The following is a 15,504-nucleotide window of genomic DNA, read 5'->3' as shown; positions in this document are numbered from 1 at the left end:
CATGGACGGACCGACCGACATCGACGCGCTGGCCGAGGCGCTGCGCGAGGACGGCGTGGTCATCGACCGCGTCATGGGCAGCGGTGAGGCGCAGGAGGCCGAGGACCGCATCTCCGCACTCGTGCGGGAGGTGCCGTTCCCGGTCTACGTCGCACTGGTGGACGCGCCCGACGGCCTTCCGTCCGACGCGGTGGCGTCGGTCGACGCACTCGCGGGTCTGCTCAACAGGCGCCTCGGCGACGGGCTCTACGTCCTCGACACGACCGAGGGGATCCAGCGGGTCTACTCCTACGGCCTCGATGCCGATCCGGTGCGCCTGAGCATCGGCGCCGGGAGGAACACCGACCTCCTCGACGAGACCATGCAGGAGGTCGGTGGCTACCGGATCCAGACCGAGGACTACATCTACCCGCCCGCCTTCGCCAAGGCGGAGATGCAGGCGGTGGCGGCCGGGGACCTGGTCGACCTGGCGCGCGGACCCGACGACGGCGAGTACCCGGCGACGGTGACCGCCGCCGAGGCCGAGGAGGTCGCGCGGCGCGCGCTGGAGGTCGAGGCGGTGGCGTCGTGGCGGCCCGGGGCGTCGCGCTTCGTCGAGGTCCGCTCGGCCTCCCGCGGCCTCTCGGCGATCGTCGGTGGGCTCTCCGCGCTGGTCATCGCGCTCCTCCTCGGCCAGACGCTGCGCGGCTGGCCGCGCACCGGACGGTCCAGTGGGGCCAGGGGCAAGGGCGCGGACCGGGCAGCAGCTCCTCCGGCAGCCGTCCCGCTGCCGGTGCTCGAGGACGAGCGCCGCCGCGCGACCCGCCTCGCCGATGCGCTGGCGAGGGCGATCGAGAGGACCGACTGGGAGCGCCTACGCGACCGCGACCTGGCCGACCGTGCCCTCACCGCCCGTGACGCCGTCGAGCCGCTGCTGCAGTCGGCGGACGTCGCCGACGTCATCGGTGCGCGCGTCCTGGCCCAGGTCGGGATGCACGACCTCGGCCGTGGCCGCCGGGGCGAGGGGCCGCGGCTGGTGCCGTGCTTCTTCGACCCCCGTCACAGGGAGGCGACGACCTTCGCGGCGTGGCGGCTGGGCGACGGCGAGGTCGACGTGCCGTGCTGCGCCGCCTGTGGTTTGGCGATGGCTCACGACGGGCACCCGCCCTACCTGAGCCTTCCGTCCCGGCGTGGCGCGCAGCCCTACTGGGAGCGTGACGACGTGTGGTCGCGCACCGGGTTCGGCTCGATCTCCGACGACCTCGCCCGCGACGTGCTCGCCGATCGGGCGGGGGAGCGGTGAGCGCGGCGCACGCGGGGCCGCTGAGGCGGGCCGGCTGGTGGATCGGGGCGGTGGTCGGCGTGGTCGCCGGCTCCGCCCTCGCCGTCGTGGTCCAGGACTGGCAGGAGGCACGCGAGACCTCCGACGTGGCGGCGCGCGCAGAGGTGTTCCACCGTGAGGACACGGTGCCACCTCCGGTCGACGCGATCCGCTCCCTCCTCGCCCAGGACTCGCTCGTCGCCGTCGACCCCCTCCTCGTGGACCGGGTGTCCGAGGACGACGTGGCGCGGGCCGAGGCGATCCTCGCCGACGCGCCGGTCCCGGCCCGGATCGCCTATCTCGCCTACCCGCGGACCGGCGACGTCGGCTACACCCCGACCGGCGCGGCCGTGCAGTGGAGCACCGCGGTCGGGGAGGTGGGCCACTACGTCGTGCTGTGGGACGACGGCGGGACCGAGCCGACGGCCGTCGGGCTCGAGGAGCACTACGTCGACGCACGAACGCAGGGCCAGCCCGGTCCGGCGCTGGTCCGGCTCGCGGCGGAGATGGCGGCCTGGGAGGCCGTGCCCCTCCGCACCGAGCCCGACGAGGCGAGCGACCAGGACTACTGGGGCGATGCGGGCGGTGGACTCGCAGCCGCGGGGCTCATGGGTGCCTTCGGCGTCGTGCCGGCCTTCCTGGTGCTCCGCTGGTACGTGGGAACCCGACGACGGAAGGCCGCCTGATGGATGAGATCACCGATGCCACGATCGCCGAGATCGAGCAGGAGCTGGCCGGTGACGGGGTGTGGATCGAGCCGTCCTTCGCCACCACCCACGGGATCTCGGCCGCCGACGAGGCGCGCATCGAGGAGGCGGTGGCCTCCACAGGGCGCGCCGACCTGAAGGTCGTCCTCGTCGAGGTCGACAGCGGCGACGATCGGTTCCAGGGCAGCTTCGCCAACCTCAGCGCCTGGCTCCACGACGACGCGGGCGGCGACGCCACCTACGTCGGGTGGAACCGGTGGAGCGAGCCGGAGCTGAGCGTCCAGGCGTTCGGCGACCAGCCCGGCACCATGTCCGTCGCCAACGTGGCCAACCACGAGCACCCCGACGACGTCGCCGACCAGGTGGTCCGGGTGCAGGAGCTCCTCGACGACGGCAACGCCGACGCGCTGTGGGCCGAGGTCCCCGACGACGAGAAGTACTCCTGGACCGCCGACGAGGGCGTGCAGGCCTCCGAGGTCGTCGGCGGGCTCGGCATCGTGGTGGCCCTCGCTGTGGTCGTCGCCGCGATCGTCGCGTGGCGTCGGCGGCGCCGCGCCCGCCCCTCGGGCTTCACCCTGCCCGCCACCGTGCTGCACACGGTGCGCGCCGCCGAGGACCGGCGGCTGCGCCAGCAGGCCGACGCCGAGGTGCTCGCTCTGGGTGAGGCGATCGGCAGCGGCGAGCCGGGCGACAGCGCCCACGCACTCGACGCCTGGCAGCAGGCGCTCGACCACTACGCCGCTGCGCGGTCGGTCCTGTCGCAGGCCGCCGTCCCGGCAGACGTCGTCGGCGCACTCGTCCTGGCCCGCCGCGGGGACGAGGCACGCTCGCGCGCGCAGCAGCGGAAGCCCTCGGCCTGGACGCCCCGGCCCGCCTGCTGGTTCAACCCGCTCCACGAGGGCCGGACCAGCGAGGTCGCCTGGCGCGACGCGGACCGCGAGGTCGACGTGCCTGCATGCGCGGCGTGCGCCGCCGACGTACGCGACGGTCGCGAGCCGCGCGACATCCTCGACCTCATCGAAGGTGACCGCACCGTCCACTACTTCCGCCTCGACCTCGGCGCGTGGACCCGTACGGGCTACGGGTCGCTCGAGCCCGACCTGCTCGGCGCCCTGCGATCCAGCGGGAAGGGCGCGCTGCGCGGCCGGGGGACCCGGGGCCGCCGCGGCACGGCTGGTTGAATCGAGCCATGGCCCACCTCGACCTGTCCGCCGACGTCGTCACCCTGACCCAGCAGCTCGTCGACATCTTCTCGGTGTCCCACGAGGAGGAGGAGATCGCCGACGCGGTCGAGTCCGCCCTGCGCGGCCTCCCGCACCTCACCGTCACCCGGCGCGGCCACACGATCGTCGCCCGCACCGAGCTCGGCCGCGGCGAGCGCGTGGTGATCGCCGGTCACATCGACACCGTGCCGCTCAACGACAACCTGCCCTCGCGCCTCGAGGACGGCGTCCTGCACGGCCTCGGCAGCTGTGACATGAAGGGCGGCGACGCGGTGATGCTCAAGCTCGCCGCCGACGTGACCGAGCCCAACCGCGACCTGACCTTCGTCTTCTACGAGGCCGAGGAGGTCGACTCGGTCCACAACGGGCTGCGCAAGCTCACCGAGAGTGACCCGCACCTGCTGGAGGCCGACTTCGCGATCCTCATGGAGCCCAGCAACGCTGCCGTCGAGGCGGGCTGCCAGGGCACGATGCGCGTCGACGTCCGCACCACCGGTGAGCGCTCCCACAGCGCGCGCAGCTGGAAGGGCGTCAACGCCATCCACCTCGCCGGGCCCGTGCTGGCGCGGCTCAACGACTACGTCGCGCGCGAGCCGGAGATCGACGGCCTGACCTACCACGAGGGCCTCAACGCCACCGGCATCCGTGGTGGGGTCGCCGGCAACGTGATCCCCGACGAGTGCGTCGTCGAGGTCAACTTCCGCTTCGCCCCCGACCGCAGCGAGGCCGACGCCGAGGCCTTCGTCCGCGACTTCTTCGAGGGCTACGACGTCACGGTGACCGACCTGGCCGCCGGCGCGCTGCCCGGCCTCGACCGCCCGGCCGCCAAGGCCTTCGTCGAGGCCGTGGGCGGCGAGGTGGCGCCGAAGTTCGGCTGGACCGACGTCGCGCAGTTCACCAGGCTCGGGATCCCGGCGGTGAACTTCGGCCCCGGTGACCCGATGTTCGCCCACAAGCAGGACGAGCACGTCCCCACCGAGCACATCGAGCGCTGCGAGCGCCTCCTGAAGGACTGGCTGGCATGAGCGACCGCTCCCACGACCGGATGAAGGGCCCCGTCATGACCCGCCGCAGCCAGGTCGAGGAGGGCACCACCACCGACCAGCGGCTCCTCGACTCCCGCGGCCCGAGCGACTGGGTCCACACCGACCCGTGGCGGGTGCTGCGGATCCAGGCCGAGTTCGTCGAGGGCTTCGGCGCGCTCGCCGAGCTCGGGCCGGCGATTGCCGTCTTCGGCTCGGCCCGCACCCCGGCCGACCACCCGTTCTACGCGATCGGCGAGGAGGCCGGACGCAAGCTGGCCGAGGCCGGCTTCGCGGTCATCACCGGCGGTGGCCCGGGCGCGATGGAGGCGGCCAACAAGGGCGCCTGCGAGGCCGGGGGAGTCAGCGTCGGCCTCGGCATCGAGCTGCCCTTTGAGTCCGGGCTCAACCAGTGGGTCGACAAGGGCATCAACTTCCGCTACTTCTTCGCCCGCAAGACCATGTTCGTCAAGTACTCCCAGGGCTTCGTGGTGCTGCCCGGCGGGCTCGGCACCTTCGACGAGCTCTTCGAGGCGCTGACGCTGGTGCAGACCCAGAAGGTCACCTCGTTCCCGATCGTGCTGATCGGCACGGACTACTGGCAGGGCCTGCTCGACTGGCTGCGCGGCACCGTGCTCGCCGAGGGCAAGATCAACGCCGAGGACCTCGACATGCTCGTGGTGACCGACGACGTCGACGAGGCCGTTGCGCTGATGGTCGCCGCCCGCGAGGACCGCTTCCCGACACCGCCGCCGGAGCGTCCCGAATGATGTGGCTGTTCGCGGCACTGATCGTCCTCGCCATGGCCGGCGTGGCGATGGTGGCCTCGGGCCACGGCGGGTCGATGGCGCCGGCGTACGACGACCGCCCCGACCTCGCGCTGCCCGACGACCGGCCGCTCGAGGCGCGCGACCTGCGCCGGGTGCGGTTCCCCCTCGCGCTGCGCGGCTACCGGATGTCCGACGTCGACGCGCTGCTCGCGCGCCTGGCGACCGAGCTGGAGGACCGGCCCGAGGACCGGACCGGCCCCCCGACCGACCACGGCCCCGCCGCCGACGGCTCGTCTGGCGAGCCGGCTCGCGACTAGGGCAGACTGCACGGCCATGTCGTTCCCGATCGTCGTGTGGATCCTCACGGCCCTCGCCGCCGTGGCGATCGTGCTGACCCGCCTCCGCCTCAAGGGCGACGGCGCGGCCGGCCAGTTCACGATCAGCAGGCGGGTGCCGCTCGCCCACTTCGTGGCCGGCGTGCTCGCGCTCGTCCTGTGGCTGGGCGTGCTGGTGTCGCCGGAGGACTCGTTCCTCGGAGGACCGTTCGTCGGCATCCTCGCGATCGCCTGCTGGTGGGTCACCGCCATCTGCGGGCTCCTGGTCCTGGCCCGCTGGCTGCCGTCGCGGGGGCGGCACGTGCCGGCCGCGGCGGGCGACAGCTGGAGCGACGGGCCCGGCCTCTCCCTGCTGGCCCACCTCGGCATGGTGGTCGGCGTGCTGGTCTTCACCTACGCCTACCTCACCGCCGCCGTCTGATGCGGCGTCTCGTCACCGCTGTGCTCGTGGCGCTCGGCCTCGCTGTGCCTGTGCCCGCGGTCGCGGCGCCTGCTTCAGAGGATCGCCCCGCCGTGGTCGAGGCGCGCACCATCGGCCACTCCGTCAAGGGCCGTCCGATCCGTGCCTGGCGCCTCGGCGAGCCGGGCAGGCGCCGGATCGTGCTCGTCTCGACGATGCACGGCGACGAGCCCCACACCCGGGCGATCCTGGAGACGCTGCGCGACGGTCGCGCGATCCGGGGCGTCGACCTCTGGGTGGTCCCGACCTTCAACCCCGACGGGCTGGCGCGCGGCACCCGGCGCAACGCCCGCGGCGTCGACCTGAACCGCAACTTCCCCCACCGCTGGAAGGATCTCGACGGGCGCTACGAGTCCGGCCGCGGGCCCGCCAGCGAGCCCGAGACGCGGGCGGTGATGGCGTTCCTCGAGGAGATCGACCCGGTCCGGGTGGTGAGCTTCCACCAGCCGCTCAACGGCGTCGACACCGACACCAAGGACCCGCGGTTCGCCCGCCGCCTGGCCCGCGCCCTGCGCCTGCCGCGCACGTCCCTCGACTGCGGCGGGCTCTGCCACGGCACCATGACGATGTGGTTCAACCACCGCATGCGCGGCTCGGCGCTCACGGTCGAGTACGGCGCGCGCCCCTCGCGCCACCGGATGGTCGTGCAGGCCCCGCGCCAGCTGCTCGGTGCCCTCGGCGCGCACCGCACCTCGCGCGGCTGACGCCCCCTCTGGTCAGCGCCCCTGGAAGGCCGGCTTCGCCTTGGCCATGAAGGCCGTGACCGCGGCGAGGTGGTCCTCGGTGCCGCCGGTGAGCGCCATCTTCTCGGCCTCGAAGGCGAGCGACTCCTCGAGCGGGTGCGAGGCGGCGTACGCCACTGCCTGGCGGATCGAGCCGAACGCGACGGTCGGCCCGGCGGCGAGGCGGGCAGCGAGCTGCCCGACGGTGGCAGCGAGCTCGGCCTCCGGCACGACCTGCGTGGCCAGGCCCAGCTCGAGGGCCTCGGTCGCGGAGACGGTGCGGGGGAAGTAGAGCAGCTCCATCGCCTTGGCGCGGCCCACGAGGCGCGGCAGCGTCCAGCTCGACCCGGTGTCGCAGGACAGCGCGACACCGGCGAAGGAGGTGTTGTAGCCGGCGGTGTCGACCAGGATCCGGAAGTCGGCGGCGAAGGCCAGGCTCGCCCCCGCGCCCGCGGCGACGCCGTTGACCGCGGCGATCACTGGCTTGGCCATTGTGGACAGCGCCAGCATGATCGGGTTGTAGTGCTTCTCCACCGTGTCCGACAGCGGCACGTCAGCCTCGCCGGTGAGGCCTGCGAGGTGCTCCTTGAGGTCCTGCCCCACGCAGAAGGCGCGGCCGCTGCCGGTGAGCACGACGCAGCGCACGGCGGGGTCGTCGGCGACGCGCCGCACCGTCTCGAGGAGCAGGTCCTTCGTGGCGACGTCGAGGCCGTTCATCGCCTCGGGCCGGTTGAGGGTGATGGTGGCGACGGCGTCGGAGACGTCCAGGAGGACGGGAGCAGGGCTGGTCATGAGGGCAGTCTGCCCGACGCAGTTCGCCTGTCCGGGTGCCCTGTGGTGCCGATCACGCCCGTCATGGGGGATAATGGAGGAGTACGACGCCGATCGAGGTGGCCAGGCACGACTCAGCCGCCTCGATTCGCATGTGATGAGCCTCCATCGCCGAACCGATGGCAGAACAGGAAGAGGTGCGCCGATGGCCGCCATGAAGCCCCGCACGGGCGACGGACCCCTCGAGGTCACCAAGGAGGGGCGCGGCATCGTCATGCGCGTCCCGCTCGAGGGCGGTGGGCGTCTGGTCGTCGAGCTGAACGCCGACGAGGCACGCGCTCTCGGCGACGCCCTCAAGGACGTCGTCGGCTGATCGTGGCCATCCCCCAGCTGCCGACGCAGGTCTCCCCGCCCGAGTTCGCCCTCAGCCCGGCGCTGCCCCACCAGATCGGTGGCGCCGAGGTCTGGGCCTTCCCGGTCCTTCCCGGCGACGACGGCCCCCTGCTCGGGCCCGGCGCCGACGAGGCCTCGGAGCTCCTCGGGACCGACCTCCTCGCCGCGCTCGACGCCGCCCGGGCCACCGGGCGCACCGGTGAGGTCACCACGGTCCCCGTGGCCGGCCTCCCGTCGGCCGACGACGTGAGCGTCGTGCTCCTCGTCGGGGTGGGCGAGGCGTCGGTGACCGACTTCCGGCGCGCCGGTGCCGCCCTGGCGCGAGCGACCAAGGACCGCGTCAGCGTCGTCACCTCGGTCGCGGCGATCGCTCCTGAGGACGGGCTCGGCGCCTTCGTGGTCGGGGCCATGCTGGGCTCGTTCGCCTTCCACTGGCGCTCCACCGGCCCGCGCGAGCAGCCGGTCTCCCGCATCGTGCTCGCCGACGTCACCGACGACGGTGCCGACGACGAGCTCGCCCGGGCGATCGCCCTCGGCGGGGCCGGATGGCGCTCACGCGCCCTGGCCACGGTCCCGTCGAACCTGAAGACGCCGGCATGGCTGGCCGAGCAGGCCGTCGAGGTCGGCGAGGCGGCAGGTCTCGAGGTGCGCGTCTGGGACACCGACCAGCTCGCCGCCGAGGGGTTCGGCGGCATCCTCGCCGTCGGCGGCGCCTCGGCCCACGGGCCGCGGCTGATCCGCATGGACTACACCCCCCGCGGGGCGACGAAGAAGGTCCCCACCGTCGTCCTCGTCGGCAAGGGCATCACCTTCGACACCGGCGGCCTCGACATCAAGCCCAGCGAGGGCATGCTGACGATGAAGCGCGACATGAGCGGCGGCGGCGCGGTCATCGCCGCGATGGCCGCCCTGCGCGACGTCGACTGCCCGGTGCGCGTCATCGGCCTGGTCCCGGCCGCCGAGAACGCCGTCAGCGGCACGGCCATGCGCCCCGGTGACGTCATCACCCACTTCGGCGGGCGCACCTCCGAGGTCAACAACACCGACGCCGAGGGCCGCCTCGTCCTCGCCGACGCGATGGCGTACGCCGTCTCCGAGCTCGCGCCGACCGTCCTGGTCGACGTCGCCACCCTCACCGGCGCGATGAAGGTCGCGCTCGGGCAGTGGACCGGTGGCTACTTCGCCAACCACGAGGGCCTCGCCGCGCAGGTCGAGGCCGCCGCCGTCTCCTCGGGCGAGAACGTCTGGCGGATGCCGCTGGTCACGGACTACGAGGAGCGCGTCGCTTCCAAGATCGCCGACGGCGACAACGCCGCCGGCGGCGCGGGCGCGATCACCGCAGCCCTGTTCCTCCAGCACTTCGCCGGCGACGTCCCCTGGGCGCACGTCGACTTCGCCTCCGCCGCCGAGTCCCCGGCCGACCGCCACGAGTGGACGGCCGGCCCCAGCGGCTTCGGGCCCCGCCTGCTGCTCGCCTGGCTGGGCTCCGAGGACCCGCTGGACGGGATCGCCTGATGCGGGTCCTCGGCTGATGCTGGGCCTGACCGTCCGCTGGTCGCTCGTCGACGCCGCCGAAGGCGTGGAGGAGGAGCTCGCGACCTACGTCGCCGAGACCTCGCACGCGCGCTTCACCGGCATGTCCGGACTGCGCTTCAAGACCTGGCGGTCCGTGCCGGGGCAGTGGTTCGAGGGCTGCTACGTCTTCGCCACCGACGAGGCGCGCGAGGAGTTCCAGCGCACCTTCGCCGCGGGCGCGGACGAGTCGCCGGGATCGCGGATCATCGGCTCGTCGCCGGTCCTCATCGAGGCGTGCGACATCGTCGCGGTCGCCGAGGGCTGGGACGGCTTCGTCGCCGCACCGCGCGCCTGAGCGCCGCCGGAGGTCAGGCCTCCGGGGCCCATTCCTTCTTGGCGGCCAGCAGGCCGTCGCCGACGGGCAGCAGCACCGGCACCAGCGCGTCGTGCTCGAGGATCGTGCGACCGAGCTCGCGGATGGTGACGGTCTCGTCGTCGCGCTGCGCCGGGTCGGCGACGCGGTCGTGCCACAGGGCGTTGTCGAAGGCGACGATGCCGCCGGGGCGCAGCAGCCGCAGCGCCTCCTTGAGGTAGGCGGCGTACTCGCGCTTGTCGCCGTCGCAGAAGACGAGGTCGTAGTGGCCGTCGGTGAGGCGGGGGAGCACGTCGAGCCCGGCGCCGGCGATGGTGCGGGCGCGGTTGCCGGGGATGCCCGCCTCGGTGAAGGTCTCCTTGGCGAGGCGCTGGTGCTCGGCCTCGATGTCCACCGTCGTCAGCACCCCGTCGGCGCGCATGCCGCGCAGCAGCCAGAGCCCGGAGACGCCGGTGCCGGTTCCGATCTCCACGACGGCGCGCGCGTCGAGCACGGAGGCGAGGAAGCGCAGCGCGGCTCCGACGCCGGGGCCGACGGGGGAGACCCCCACCTCCTCGGCACGGCTGCGGGCGGCGGCCAGGATCTCGTCCTCGGCCACGAACGACTCGGCGTAGGACCAGCTCGCGGGCTTGATCGGGGTGGTGTGGTGGGGCACGGGCGGACTCTATCGCGCGCCGGGCCACGCGCGTGGCCGGGAACACACGCACCACCCCGGTCGTTGGAGGCAGTGCGCCCGCGATACCGCGGGTGGCCGGACCCCGAAGTTCTTGGGTGGACCGCATGAGGTTCACAGGGAACTCTCAGGCGTGACGCCTAGCGTCAGGAAGGACAGCGAACCGTTGCAGCTGCGGTCGAGGAAGTCGAGCCAGGGAGCGCCCGTGGGCGAGCAGGTCGGCACCACCACGAGTCAGGTCCCGACCTGGGACGAGGTCGTCGAGCAGCACTCCGACCGCGTCTTCCGCCTGGCCTACCGCCTCACCGGCAACCGGCCCGACGCCGAGGACCTCACGCAGGAGGTCTTCGTGCGTGTCTTCCGGTCGCTCGACACCTACACCCCCGGCACCTTCGAGGGCTGGCTGCACCGCATCACCACCAACCTCTTCCTCGACGGGGCGCGACGCAAGCAACGGATCCGCTTCGACCCCCTCTCCGACGAGCGCGCCGCCCGGCTCACCAGCGCGGCCCCGGCTCCCGAGCTGGCCTTCGCCGACCGGACCTTCGACGACGACATCGAGACCGCGCTCGCCACGCTGCCCCCGGACTTCCGCGCCGCCGTCGTGCTGTGCGACGTGGAGGGCCTGAGCTACGAGGAGATCGCCGAGATCATGGGCGCGAAGCTCGGCACCGTCCGCTCGCGCATCCACCGGGGCCGCACGATGCTCCGCACGGCCCTCGCGCACCGCGAGCCCACCGAGGGACGCCAGCGCTACTCCGGTCCACACCAGCCGCGTGGGACGGTGTGAGCATGAGCCACCTCGGATCGCGCGTCAGCGCCCTCCTCGACGGCCGCCTCGCGCCGGAGGAGGAGGAGCGCTGCTGGAGCCACGTCCACGGTTGCCACACCTGCCGTGACCTCGTCGAGCAGGAGGGCTGGGTCAAGACCCAGCTCGCCCAGCTCTCGATGGGCGACTCGACGGCCTCCCACGACTTCAAGACCTCTCTCCTCGGCCGCTGTGCCGCTGCCTCGGGCTCTCCGTCGCCGTTGACGCCCGCTGCCTTCCCGGTCGCCGGTCACCGTCCCCGTCGCGGCCTCGTGGCCATCGGAGGCGGTGCGGCCAGCGCCTGCGTCGTCGGTGTCCTCGTGCTCGGTGCCGCCGGTGCGCCCCGCGTGGACCCCCGTCCGCCCACCACCGACCTCACCCGTCCGACCGTCCCGGCGACCCCCGCGGTCAACGTCGACGACCGGTCCGCCCGCGGGCCCGTGTCACCCTCCCGGACGCCCCTGGCCGAGCGCCTCGTGGCGATCCGGGAGAAGATTGCTCCGTGAGCGACGAGCGCGAGCCGGACGACCAGGCGTACGACGACCCCTCCGACGGCCCGACCCACGACGGGACGGAGCCGACGCAGCCCCTCGCGGGGTGGCGCGACCCCGCGTCACGGACCGAGGAGCGCGCGACGGCGCCCGAGCCGGCGCCCGAGGCCGGACCGGCACCCGAGCCGGCGGTGCAGCCCGACGGCCTGCCCTACGGCCGCGACGAGAACATGCTCGCCGGACCGCCCCCGTCCGCCGACGAGACCTCCGACCAGCCGCCCGCCACCATCGGGGACGCTGTCGAGCAGCGTCCGGACGGGCCGGCGGCGCCGACCGTGCCGATGCGGCAGGGTCCCGGTCCCGGCCCGTGGTTCGGCCCCGGCCCCAGCCCCTACGGCCAGCCCGCTCCGGGCCAGGCCCCCTACGGCCAGCCGCCCTACGCCCGGTCGCCGTACGCCCGGCCCGCGTCCACGCGACGCCTCCCGCTGTGGGTGTGGCCGGCCGTCGCGTGCCTCGCCCTCGTCGTGGGCATCCTCGGCGGCCTCGCCGGCGGCGCGCTCCAGGACGAGCTGGCCTCGCAGCGCGGCACCAACGACAACGGGCTCGGGGGAGTGCGCACGCAGGCTGCCGCGCCCCTCGAGGCCGACAACGGCTCGGTCTCGGCCGTCGCCCAGGCGCTGCTGCCGAGCACGGTGCAGATCCTCGCCGAGCTCGACGGCCAGGCCGCCGGCGCCACCGGCTCCGGGTTCGTGCTCGACCGCGACGGCCACGTGGTGACCAACAACCACGTCGTCGCGTCGGCCGCCGCGGACGACGGGTCGATCATCGTCATCGACCAGGCGGGTCAGCGCCGCGAGGCGACCGTCCTGGGCCGCAGCGCGGTCTACGACCTCGCCGTGCTGACCGTCGAGGACGCCGGATCGCTCGAGCCGGCGGCGCTCGGGGCGTCCCAGGTGCTGCGTGTCGGCGAGTCCGTCGTCGCCTTCGGTGCCCCGCTCGGCCTGAGCCAGACCGTCACCTCCGGCATCGTCAGCGCCCTGAACCGACCGGTCACCACGTCGGGGGAGTCCGACGACGAGTCGTCGTACATCAACGCCGTCCAGACCGACGCCGCGATCAACCCGGGCAACTCCGGCGGTCCGCTGGTGAACCTCGCCGGCGAGGTGGTGGGGGTCAACTCCGCCATCGCGACCACCGGCGGCGCGTCCGGGGAGTCCGGCAACATCGGCGTGGGCTTCGCCATCCCGATCGAGCAGGTCCGCACGACGGTGGACCAGATCCTGCGCACCGGCAGGGCGGAGTACCCCGTCATCGGGGCGCAGGTCCGCACCGGTGGCGAGCCCGACGCGGAGGGCGCGACGATCACCGAGGTCATGCCCGACACCCCGGCCGAGCGGGCCGGCCTCCAGCAGGACGACGTCATCACCTCGGTCGACGACCAGCCCGTCAACGACGGCATCGCCCTCATCGTGGCGATCCGGACGCACCTGCCCGGCGAGACCGTCGAGATGTCGGTCGTGCGCGGTGGCGAGGAGCGGGTCGTTCAGGTCGAGCTCGACGGCAAGGTCGGCTAGTCAGTCCCTCGCCTGGTCCGCACCGGCGTCCGCCTCGACGAAGGGGTGCTGGTCGACGAAGGTGCGCGTCTCGGCGTACATCCGCTGGATGAAGTCCTCGAGCTGCACCCGCTCCACGCGCCACTGGCCGCGTCCGCCGATCTTGATCGCCGGCAGGTCGCCGCGACGCACGAGCGCGTAGACCTGCGCGCTCGAGGTGTTGAGCACCTCGGCGACGTCGGCGAGCGTCAGGAAGCGGGGGTCGTCGGCCATGGGGTCATGGTGCCACCGAGGCGGTCGCGCCCGTGGCCGACCTCCCGGTGCCTGTGGAGAGACAGGTGTGAACTCGGCGCGGCATGGCAATGATGGCCCCGTGTCTCGGATCCTGTCTCGGAACTCCTCGCGCCATCCCTCCCGCACCACCGGCGGCCTCGACGTGCCGCCGGCGACGCGTGCCACCCGTCCGGGCTGGCGCGACCCGCGGTTGTGGATCGGCGTCGCCCTCGTCACCGGCTCGGTCGTCGCCGGGGCACGGATCCTCGCCGGCGCCGACGACATGACCCAGGTCTGGTCGGCCTCCACCGACCTCGTCGCCGGTCAGACGGTGGGCGCCGACGACCTGGAGGCGACGCGCGTCCGCTTCGGCGACGACCTGGACCGCGAGCTCTACCTCGCCGTCGGCGAGGAGCTCCCGGCCGCCCTGACGCTGACCCGCCCGCTGGCGGCCGGCGAGCTGGTGCCGGCGGCTGCGCTGGGGGAGGCCGCCGACGAGGACGCGGTGGCGGTGTCGATCGCCGTGGCCGCCGAGCATGTGCCGCCCGACGTGGTCCGCGGCTCACGGGTCGACGTCTGGGTGATCGGCGAGGGCACCCTCGGCACCGGCGGCGGACGACGCGGTGCGGGTGCAGAGCCCGTGCTCGAGGACATCGTCGTGCTCGACGCTCCCGTCGTCGCCGACTCCTTCGCGTCCGCGACCAGCCGGCAGCTGGTGCTCTCGGTCCCCGTCGACGAGGAGGAGTCCCTCGGCCTCGTCCTCGCGGCCAGTGGGGACGACCGCGTCCGGGTCGTCGGCCGGGGGTGAGGTCGTGATCTGCGTGCTCGTCATGGCTGCGGGCGAGGCCTGGGAGTCACCCGCCCTGGCTGACCTCGAGGCGCGCCCGGGCGTGGTCGTGCTCAAGCGCTGCGTCGACGTGGACGACCTGCTCGCAGCGGTGTCCAGCGGGCAGGCCGACGTCGCGGTGGTGTCCCTCGACGCCCCCGGGCTGGACCCGGCATCGGTGTCGCACCTGCGGCGCCACGCCGTCCGGCCGGTCGCCGTGACCACCTCCGCGTCGTCCGACGTCGACGTGCGCGAGCGCGCCCAGCGGCTGGGCATCACCGCGGTGGTGGGCTCCGAGGAGCTCGCGACGCTCCCCGACGTCGTGGTGACGGTCGAGGACGCGGCCGACACCAGGGTGCGTCCCGCCGACCCGTCCCCCGGCCGGGCGGTGCCCGCCCTCGCCCCGGTGGCCTCCGCGACGGAGGCGGGCCGGGTGGTGGCCGTGTGGGGCCCCGCCGGCGCCCCCGGACGGACGACCGTGGCCACCCACCTCGCCTGCGAGCTCGCCGGCCGCGGGACGGACGTGGTCCTGGCGGACCTCGACCCCTACGGCGGTGCGGTGGCTCAGCAGCTCGGGATCCTCGACGAGGTCTCGGGCCTGCTGTCGGCAGCGCGACTGGCCGCAGCCGGACACCTCGACGAGCGCTTCACCTCGGTGTGCCGCGGGGTGGGTGACCACCTGGCCGTGGTGACCGGCCTCCCGCGGGCGGACCGGTGGCGCGAGGTCCGGACCGCGCAGGTCGAGCAGCTCCTCGAGCGCTCGCGCGACCTCGGCCAGGTCGTCGTCGACACGGGCTTCTGCCTAGAGGACGACACGGCATCCGACTTCGGTGGGCGCCCGAGCCGCAACGCCTTGACACTGACCGCCCTCGAGCAGGCCGACGAGATCGTGGTGGTGGGCGCGGCCGACCCTGTCGGCCTGGCGCGGCTGGCCCGCGGGCTGGTCGACCTGCGCGCGCAGGCGTACGCCGCCCCGGTGCGGGTCGTCGTGAACCGGATGCGTCCCTCGATCGGGTGGTCGGAAAAGGAGATCGCCGGCATGGTCGAGGGCTTCACGCGGGCGGCGGGACTGCACTTCCTGCCCGAGGACCGACCTGGTCTGGACCGTGCGCTGGTGGCGGGGCTGCCGGTGCGGGAGGTCGGGGACTCGGTGCTGGGCCAGGCGCTTGCCACGCTCACCGACGCGGTGTTCCCGGCATCCGTCGTGCCCGAGCAGGGCCGGGGGAGGAGGAGCGCGCGGGCACGCCGGAGACGAACCCGGTGAAAATGGTGCTAAACCTCAAGATTCA

The 15,504-nt window shown here is 73.8% G+C and carries 19 protein-coding genes; 16 read left to right on the top strand and 3 right to left on the bottom strand.

Annotation, left to right across the window (positions count from 1 at the left end):
- The first annotated feature begins 1 nt into the window (after position 1).
- From IRX98_RS04995 to IRX98_RS04960, 8 genes are read left to right on the top strand one after another with little or no spacing between them, the layout of a single operon-like run.
- The gene (locus IRX98_RS04995) at positions 2-1,282 is read left to right on the top strand and encodes a hypothetical protein (protein WP_224274371.1); all 1,281 of its coding nucleotides are present in this window, start codon (positions 2-4) and stop codon (positions 1,280-1,282) included.
- Positions 1,279-1,986, top strand: coding sequence for a hypothetical protein (locus tag IRX98_RS04990; RefSeq protein ID WP_224274370.1), 708 nt, complete (start codon positions 1,279-1,281; stop codon positions 1,984-1,986). The genes IRX98_RS04995 and IRX98_RS04990 overlap by 4 nt, the downstream gene beginning before the upstream one ends.
- The gene (locus tag IRX98_RS04985; RefSeq protein ID WP_224274369.1) at positions 1,986-3,188 is read left to right on the top strand and encodes a hypothetical protein; all 1,203 of its coding nucleotides are present in this window, start codon (positions 1,986-1,988) and stop codon (positions 3,186-3,188) included. The genes IRX98_RS04990 and IRX98_RS04985 overlap by 1 nt, the downstream gene beginning before the upstream one ends.
- Before the next feature lie 8 nt (positions 3,189-3,196).
- Positions 3,197-4,255 carry a succinyl-diaminopimelate desuccinylase gene (gene dapE, locus IRX98_RS04980; RefSeq protein WP_224274368.1) on the top strand — a complete coding sequence of 353 codons (1,059 nt, stop codon included), beginning with the start codon at positions 3,197-3,199 and terminating at the stop codon, positions 4,253-4,255.
- A complete protein-coding gene (locus IRX98_RS04975) occupies positions 4,252-5,022 on the top strand; it encodes an LOG family protein (RefSeq protein ID WP_224274367.1) in 771 nt (256 codons plus the stop codon). Before dapE ends, IRX98_RS04975 begins: the two co-directional genes overlap by 4 nt.
- Positions 5,019-5,339: a DivIVA domain-containing protein gene (locus tag IRX98_RS04970; protein ID WP_224274365.1), complete on the top strand. Its 321-nt coding sequence runs from the start codon at positions 5,019-5,021 to the stop codon at positions 5,337-5,339. The genes IRX98_RS04975 and IRX98_RS04970 overlap by 4 nt, the downstream gene beginning before the upstream one ends.
- Positions 5,340-5,355: 16 nt before the next feature.
- Complete coding sequence (locus tag IRX98_RS04965; RefSeq protein ID WP_224274363.1) at positions 5,356-5,778, top strand: hypothetical protein; 423 nt, start codon at positions 5,356-5,358, stop codon at positions 5,776-5,778.
- On the top strand, positions 5,778-6,521 hold the full coding sequence (locus IRX98_RS04960) for a M14 family zinc carboxypeptidase (RefSeq protein ID WP_224274361.1): 744 nt from the start codon (positions 5,778-5,780) through the stop codon (positions 6,519-6,521). The genes IRX98_RS04965 and IRX98_RS04960 overlap by 1 nt, the downstream gene beginning before the upstream one ends.
- Positions 6,522-6,533: 12 nt before the next feature.
- On the opposite strand, the gene IRX98_RS04955 is transcribed toward IRX98_RS04960, so the two are convergent.
- Entirely contained in the window at positions 6,534-7,331 is a 798-nt protein-coding gene (locus IRX98_RS04955; RefSeq protein ID WP_224274359.1) for an enoyl-CoA hydratase/isomerase family protein, read from the bottom strand.
- A 184-nt stretch (positions 7,332-7,515) separates the two neighbouring features.
- Between IRX98_RS04955 and IRX98_RS04950 the strand changes: the two genes are divergently transcribed.
- From IRX98_RS04950 to IRX98_RS04940, 3 genes are read left to right on the top strand one after another with little or no spacing between them, the layout of a single operon-like run.
- Complete coding sequence (locus IRX98_RS04950; protein WP_082587569.1) at positions 7,516-7,683, top strand: DUF3117 domain-containing protein; 168 nt, start codon at positions 7,516-7,518, stop codon at positions 7,681-7,683.
- A gap of 2 nt (positions 7,684-7,685) precedes the next feature.
- A complete protein-coding gene (locus IRX98_RS04945; protein ID WP_224274357.1) occupies positions 7,686-9,218 on the top strand; it encodes a leucyl aminopeptidase family protein in 1,533 nt (510 codons plus the stop codon).
- Between the two features lie 16 nt (positions 9,219-9,234).
- Positions 9,235-9,573 carry a hypothetical protein gene (locus IRX98_RS04940; RefSeq protein WP_224274355.1) on the top strand — a complete coding sequence of 113 codons (339 nt, stop codon included), beginning with the start codon at positions 9,235-9,237 and terminating at the stop codon, positions 9,571-9,573.
- A gap of 13 nt (positions 9,574-9,586) precedes the next feature.
- Here IRX98_RS04940 and IRX98_RS04935 read toward each other — a convergent pair whose 3' ends face one another.
- Positions 9,587-10,246 (bottom strand): O-methyltransferase, encoded by a 660-nt coding sequence (locus IRX98_RS04935; RefSeq protein ID WP_224274353.1) that lies wholly within the window; start codon positions 10,244-10,246, stop codon positions 9,587-9,589.
- 223 nt (positions 10,247-10,469) lie between these two features.
- Here IRX98_RS04935 and sigE point away from each other — a divergent pair, with 223 nt between their 5' ends.
- The 3 genes from sigE to IRX98_RS04920 are packed head-to-tail and all read left to right on the top strand — an operon-like array spanning position 10,470 to position 13,137.
- On the top strand, positions 10,470-11,054 hold the full coding sequence (gene sigE, locus IRX98_RS04930) for an RNA polymerase sigma factor SigE (protein WP_372456018.1): 585 nt from the start codon (positions 10,470-10,472) through the stop codon (positions 11,052-11,054).
- 2 nt (positions 11,055-11,056) lie between these two features.
- Positions 11,057-11,578: an anti-sigma factor family protein gene (locus IRX98_RS04925; protein WP_224274351.1), complete on the top strand. Its 522-nt coding sequence runs from the start codon at positions 11,057-11,059 to the stop codon at positions 11,576-11,578.
- Positions 11,575-13,137 carry a S1C family serine protease gene (locus IRX98_RS04920; RefSeq protein WP_224274349.1) on the top strand — a complete coding sequence of 521 codons (1,563 nt, stop codon included), beginning with the start codon at positions 11,575-11,577 and terminating at the stop codon, positions 13,135-13,137. Before IRX98_RS04925 ends, IRX98_RS04920 begins: the two co-directional genes overlap by 4 nt.
- Here IRX98_RS04920 and IRX98_RS04915 read toward each other — a convergent pair whose 3' ends face one another.
- Complete coding sequence (locus IRX98_RS04915; protein WP_224274347.1) at positions 13,138-13,389, bottom strand: helix-turn-helix domain-containing protein; 252 nt, start codon at positions 13,387-13,389, stop codon at positions 13,138-13,140.
- A gap of 100 nt (positions 13,390-13,489) precedes the next feature.
- Between IRX98_RS04915 and IRX98_RS04910 the strand changes: the two genes are divergently transcribed.
- The gene (locus IRX98_RS04910) at positions 13,490-14,197 is read left to right on the top strand and encodes an SAF domain-containing protein (RefSeq protein WP_224274345.1); all 708 of its coding nucleotides are present in this window, start codon (positions 13,490-13,492) and stop codon (positions 14,195-14,197) included.
- Positions 14,198-14,201: 4 nt separating this feature from the next.
- Positions 14,202-15,479, top strand: coding sequence for a CpaE/TadZ family protein (locus IRX98_RS04905; RefSeq protein WP_224274343.1), 1,278 nt, complete (start codon positions 14,202-14,204; stop codon positions 15,477-15,479).
- Positions 15,480-15,504 lie beyond the last annotated feature (25 nt).

Origin of the sequence: Nocardioides lacusdianchii (assembly GCF_020102855.1) — a bacterium.
Lineage (GTDB): Bacteria > Actinomycetota > Actinomycetes > Propionibacteriales > Nocardioidaceae > Nocardioides > Nocardioides lacusdianchii.
Note: the sequence above shows the minus strand (reverse complement) of the source record. Positions and strands in the feature narration are given on the sequence as shown.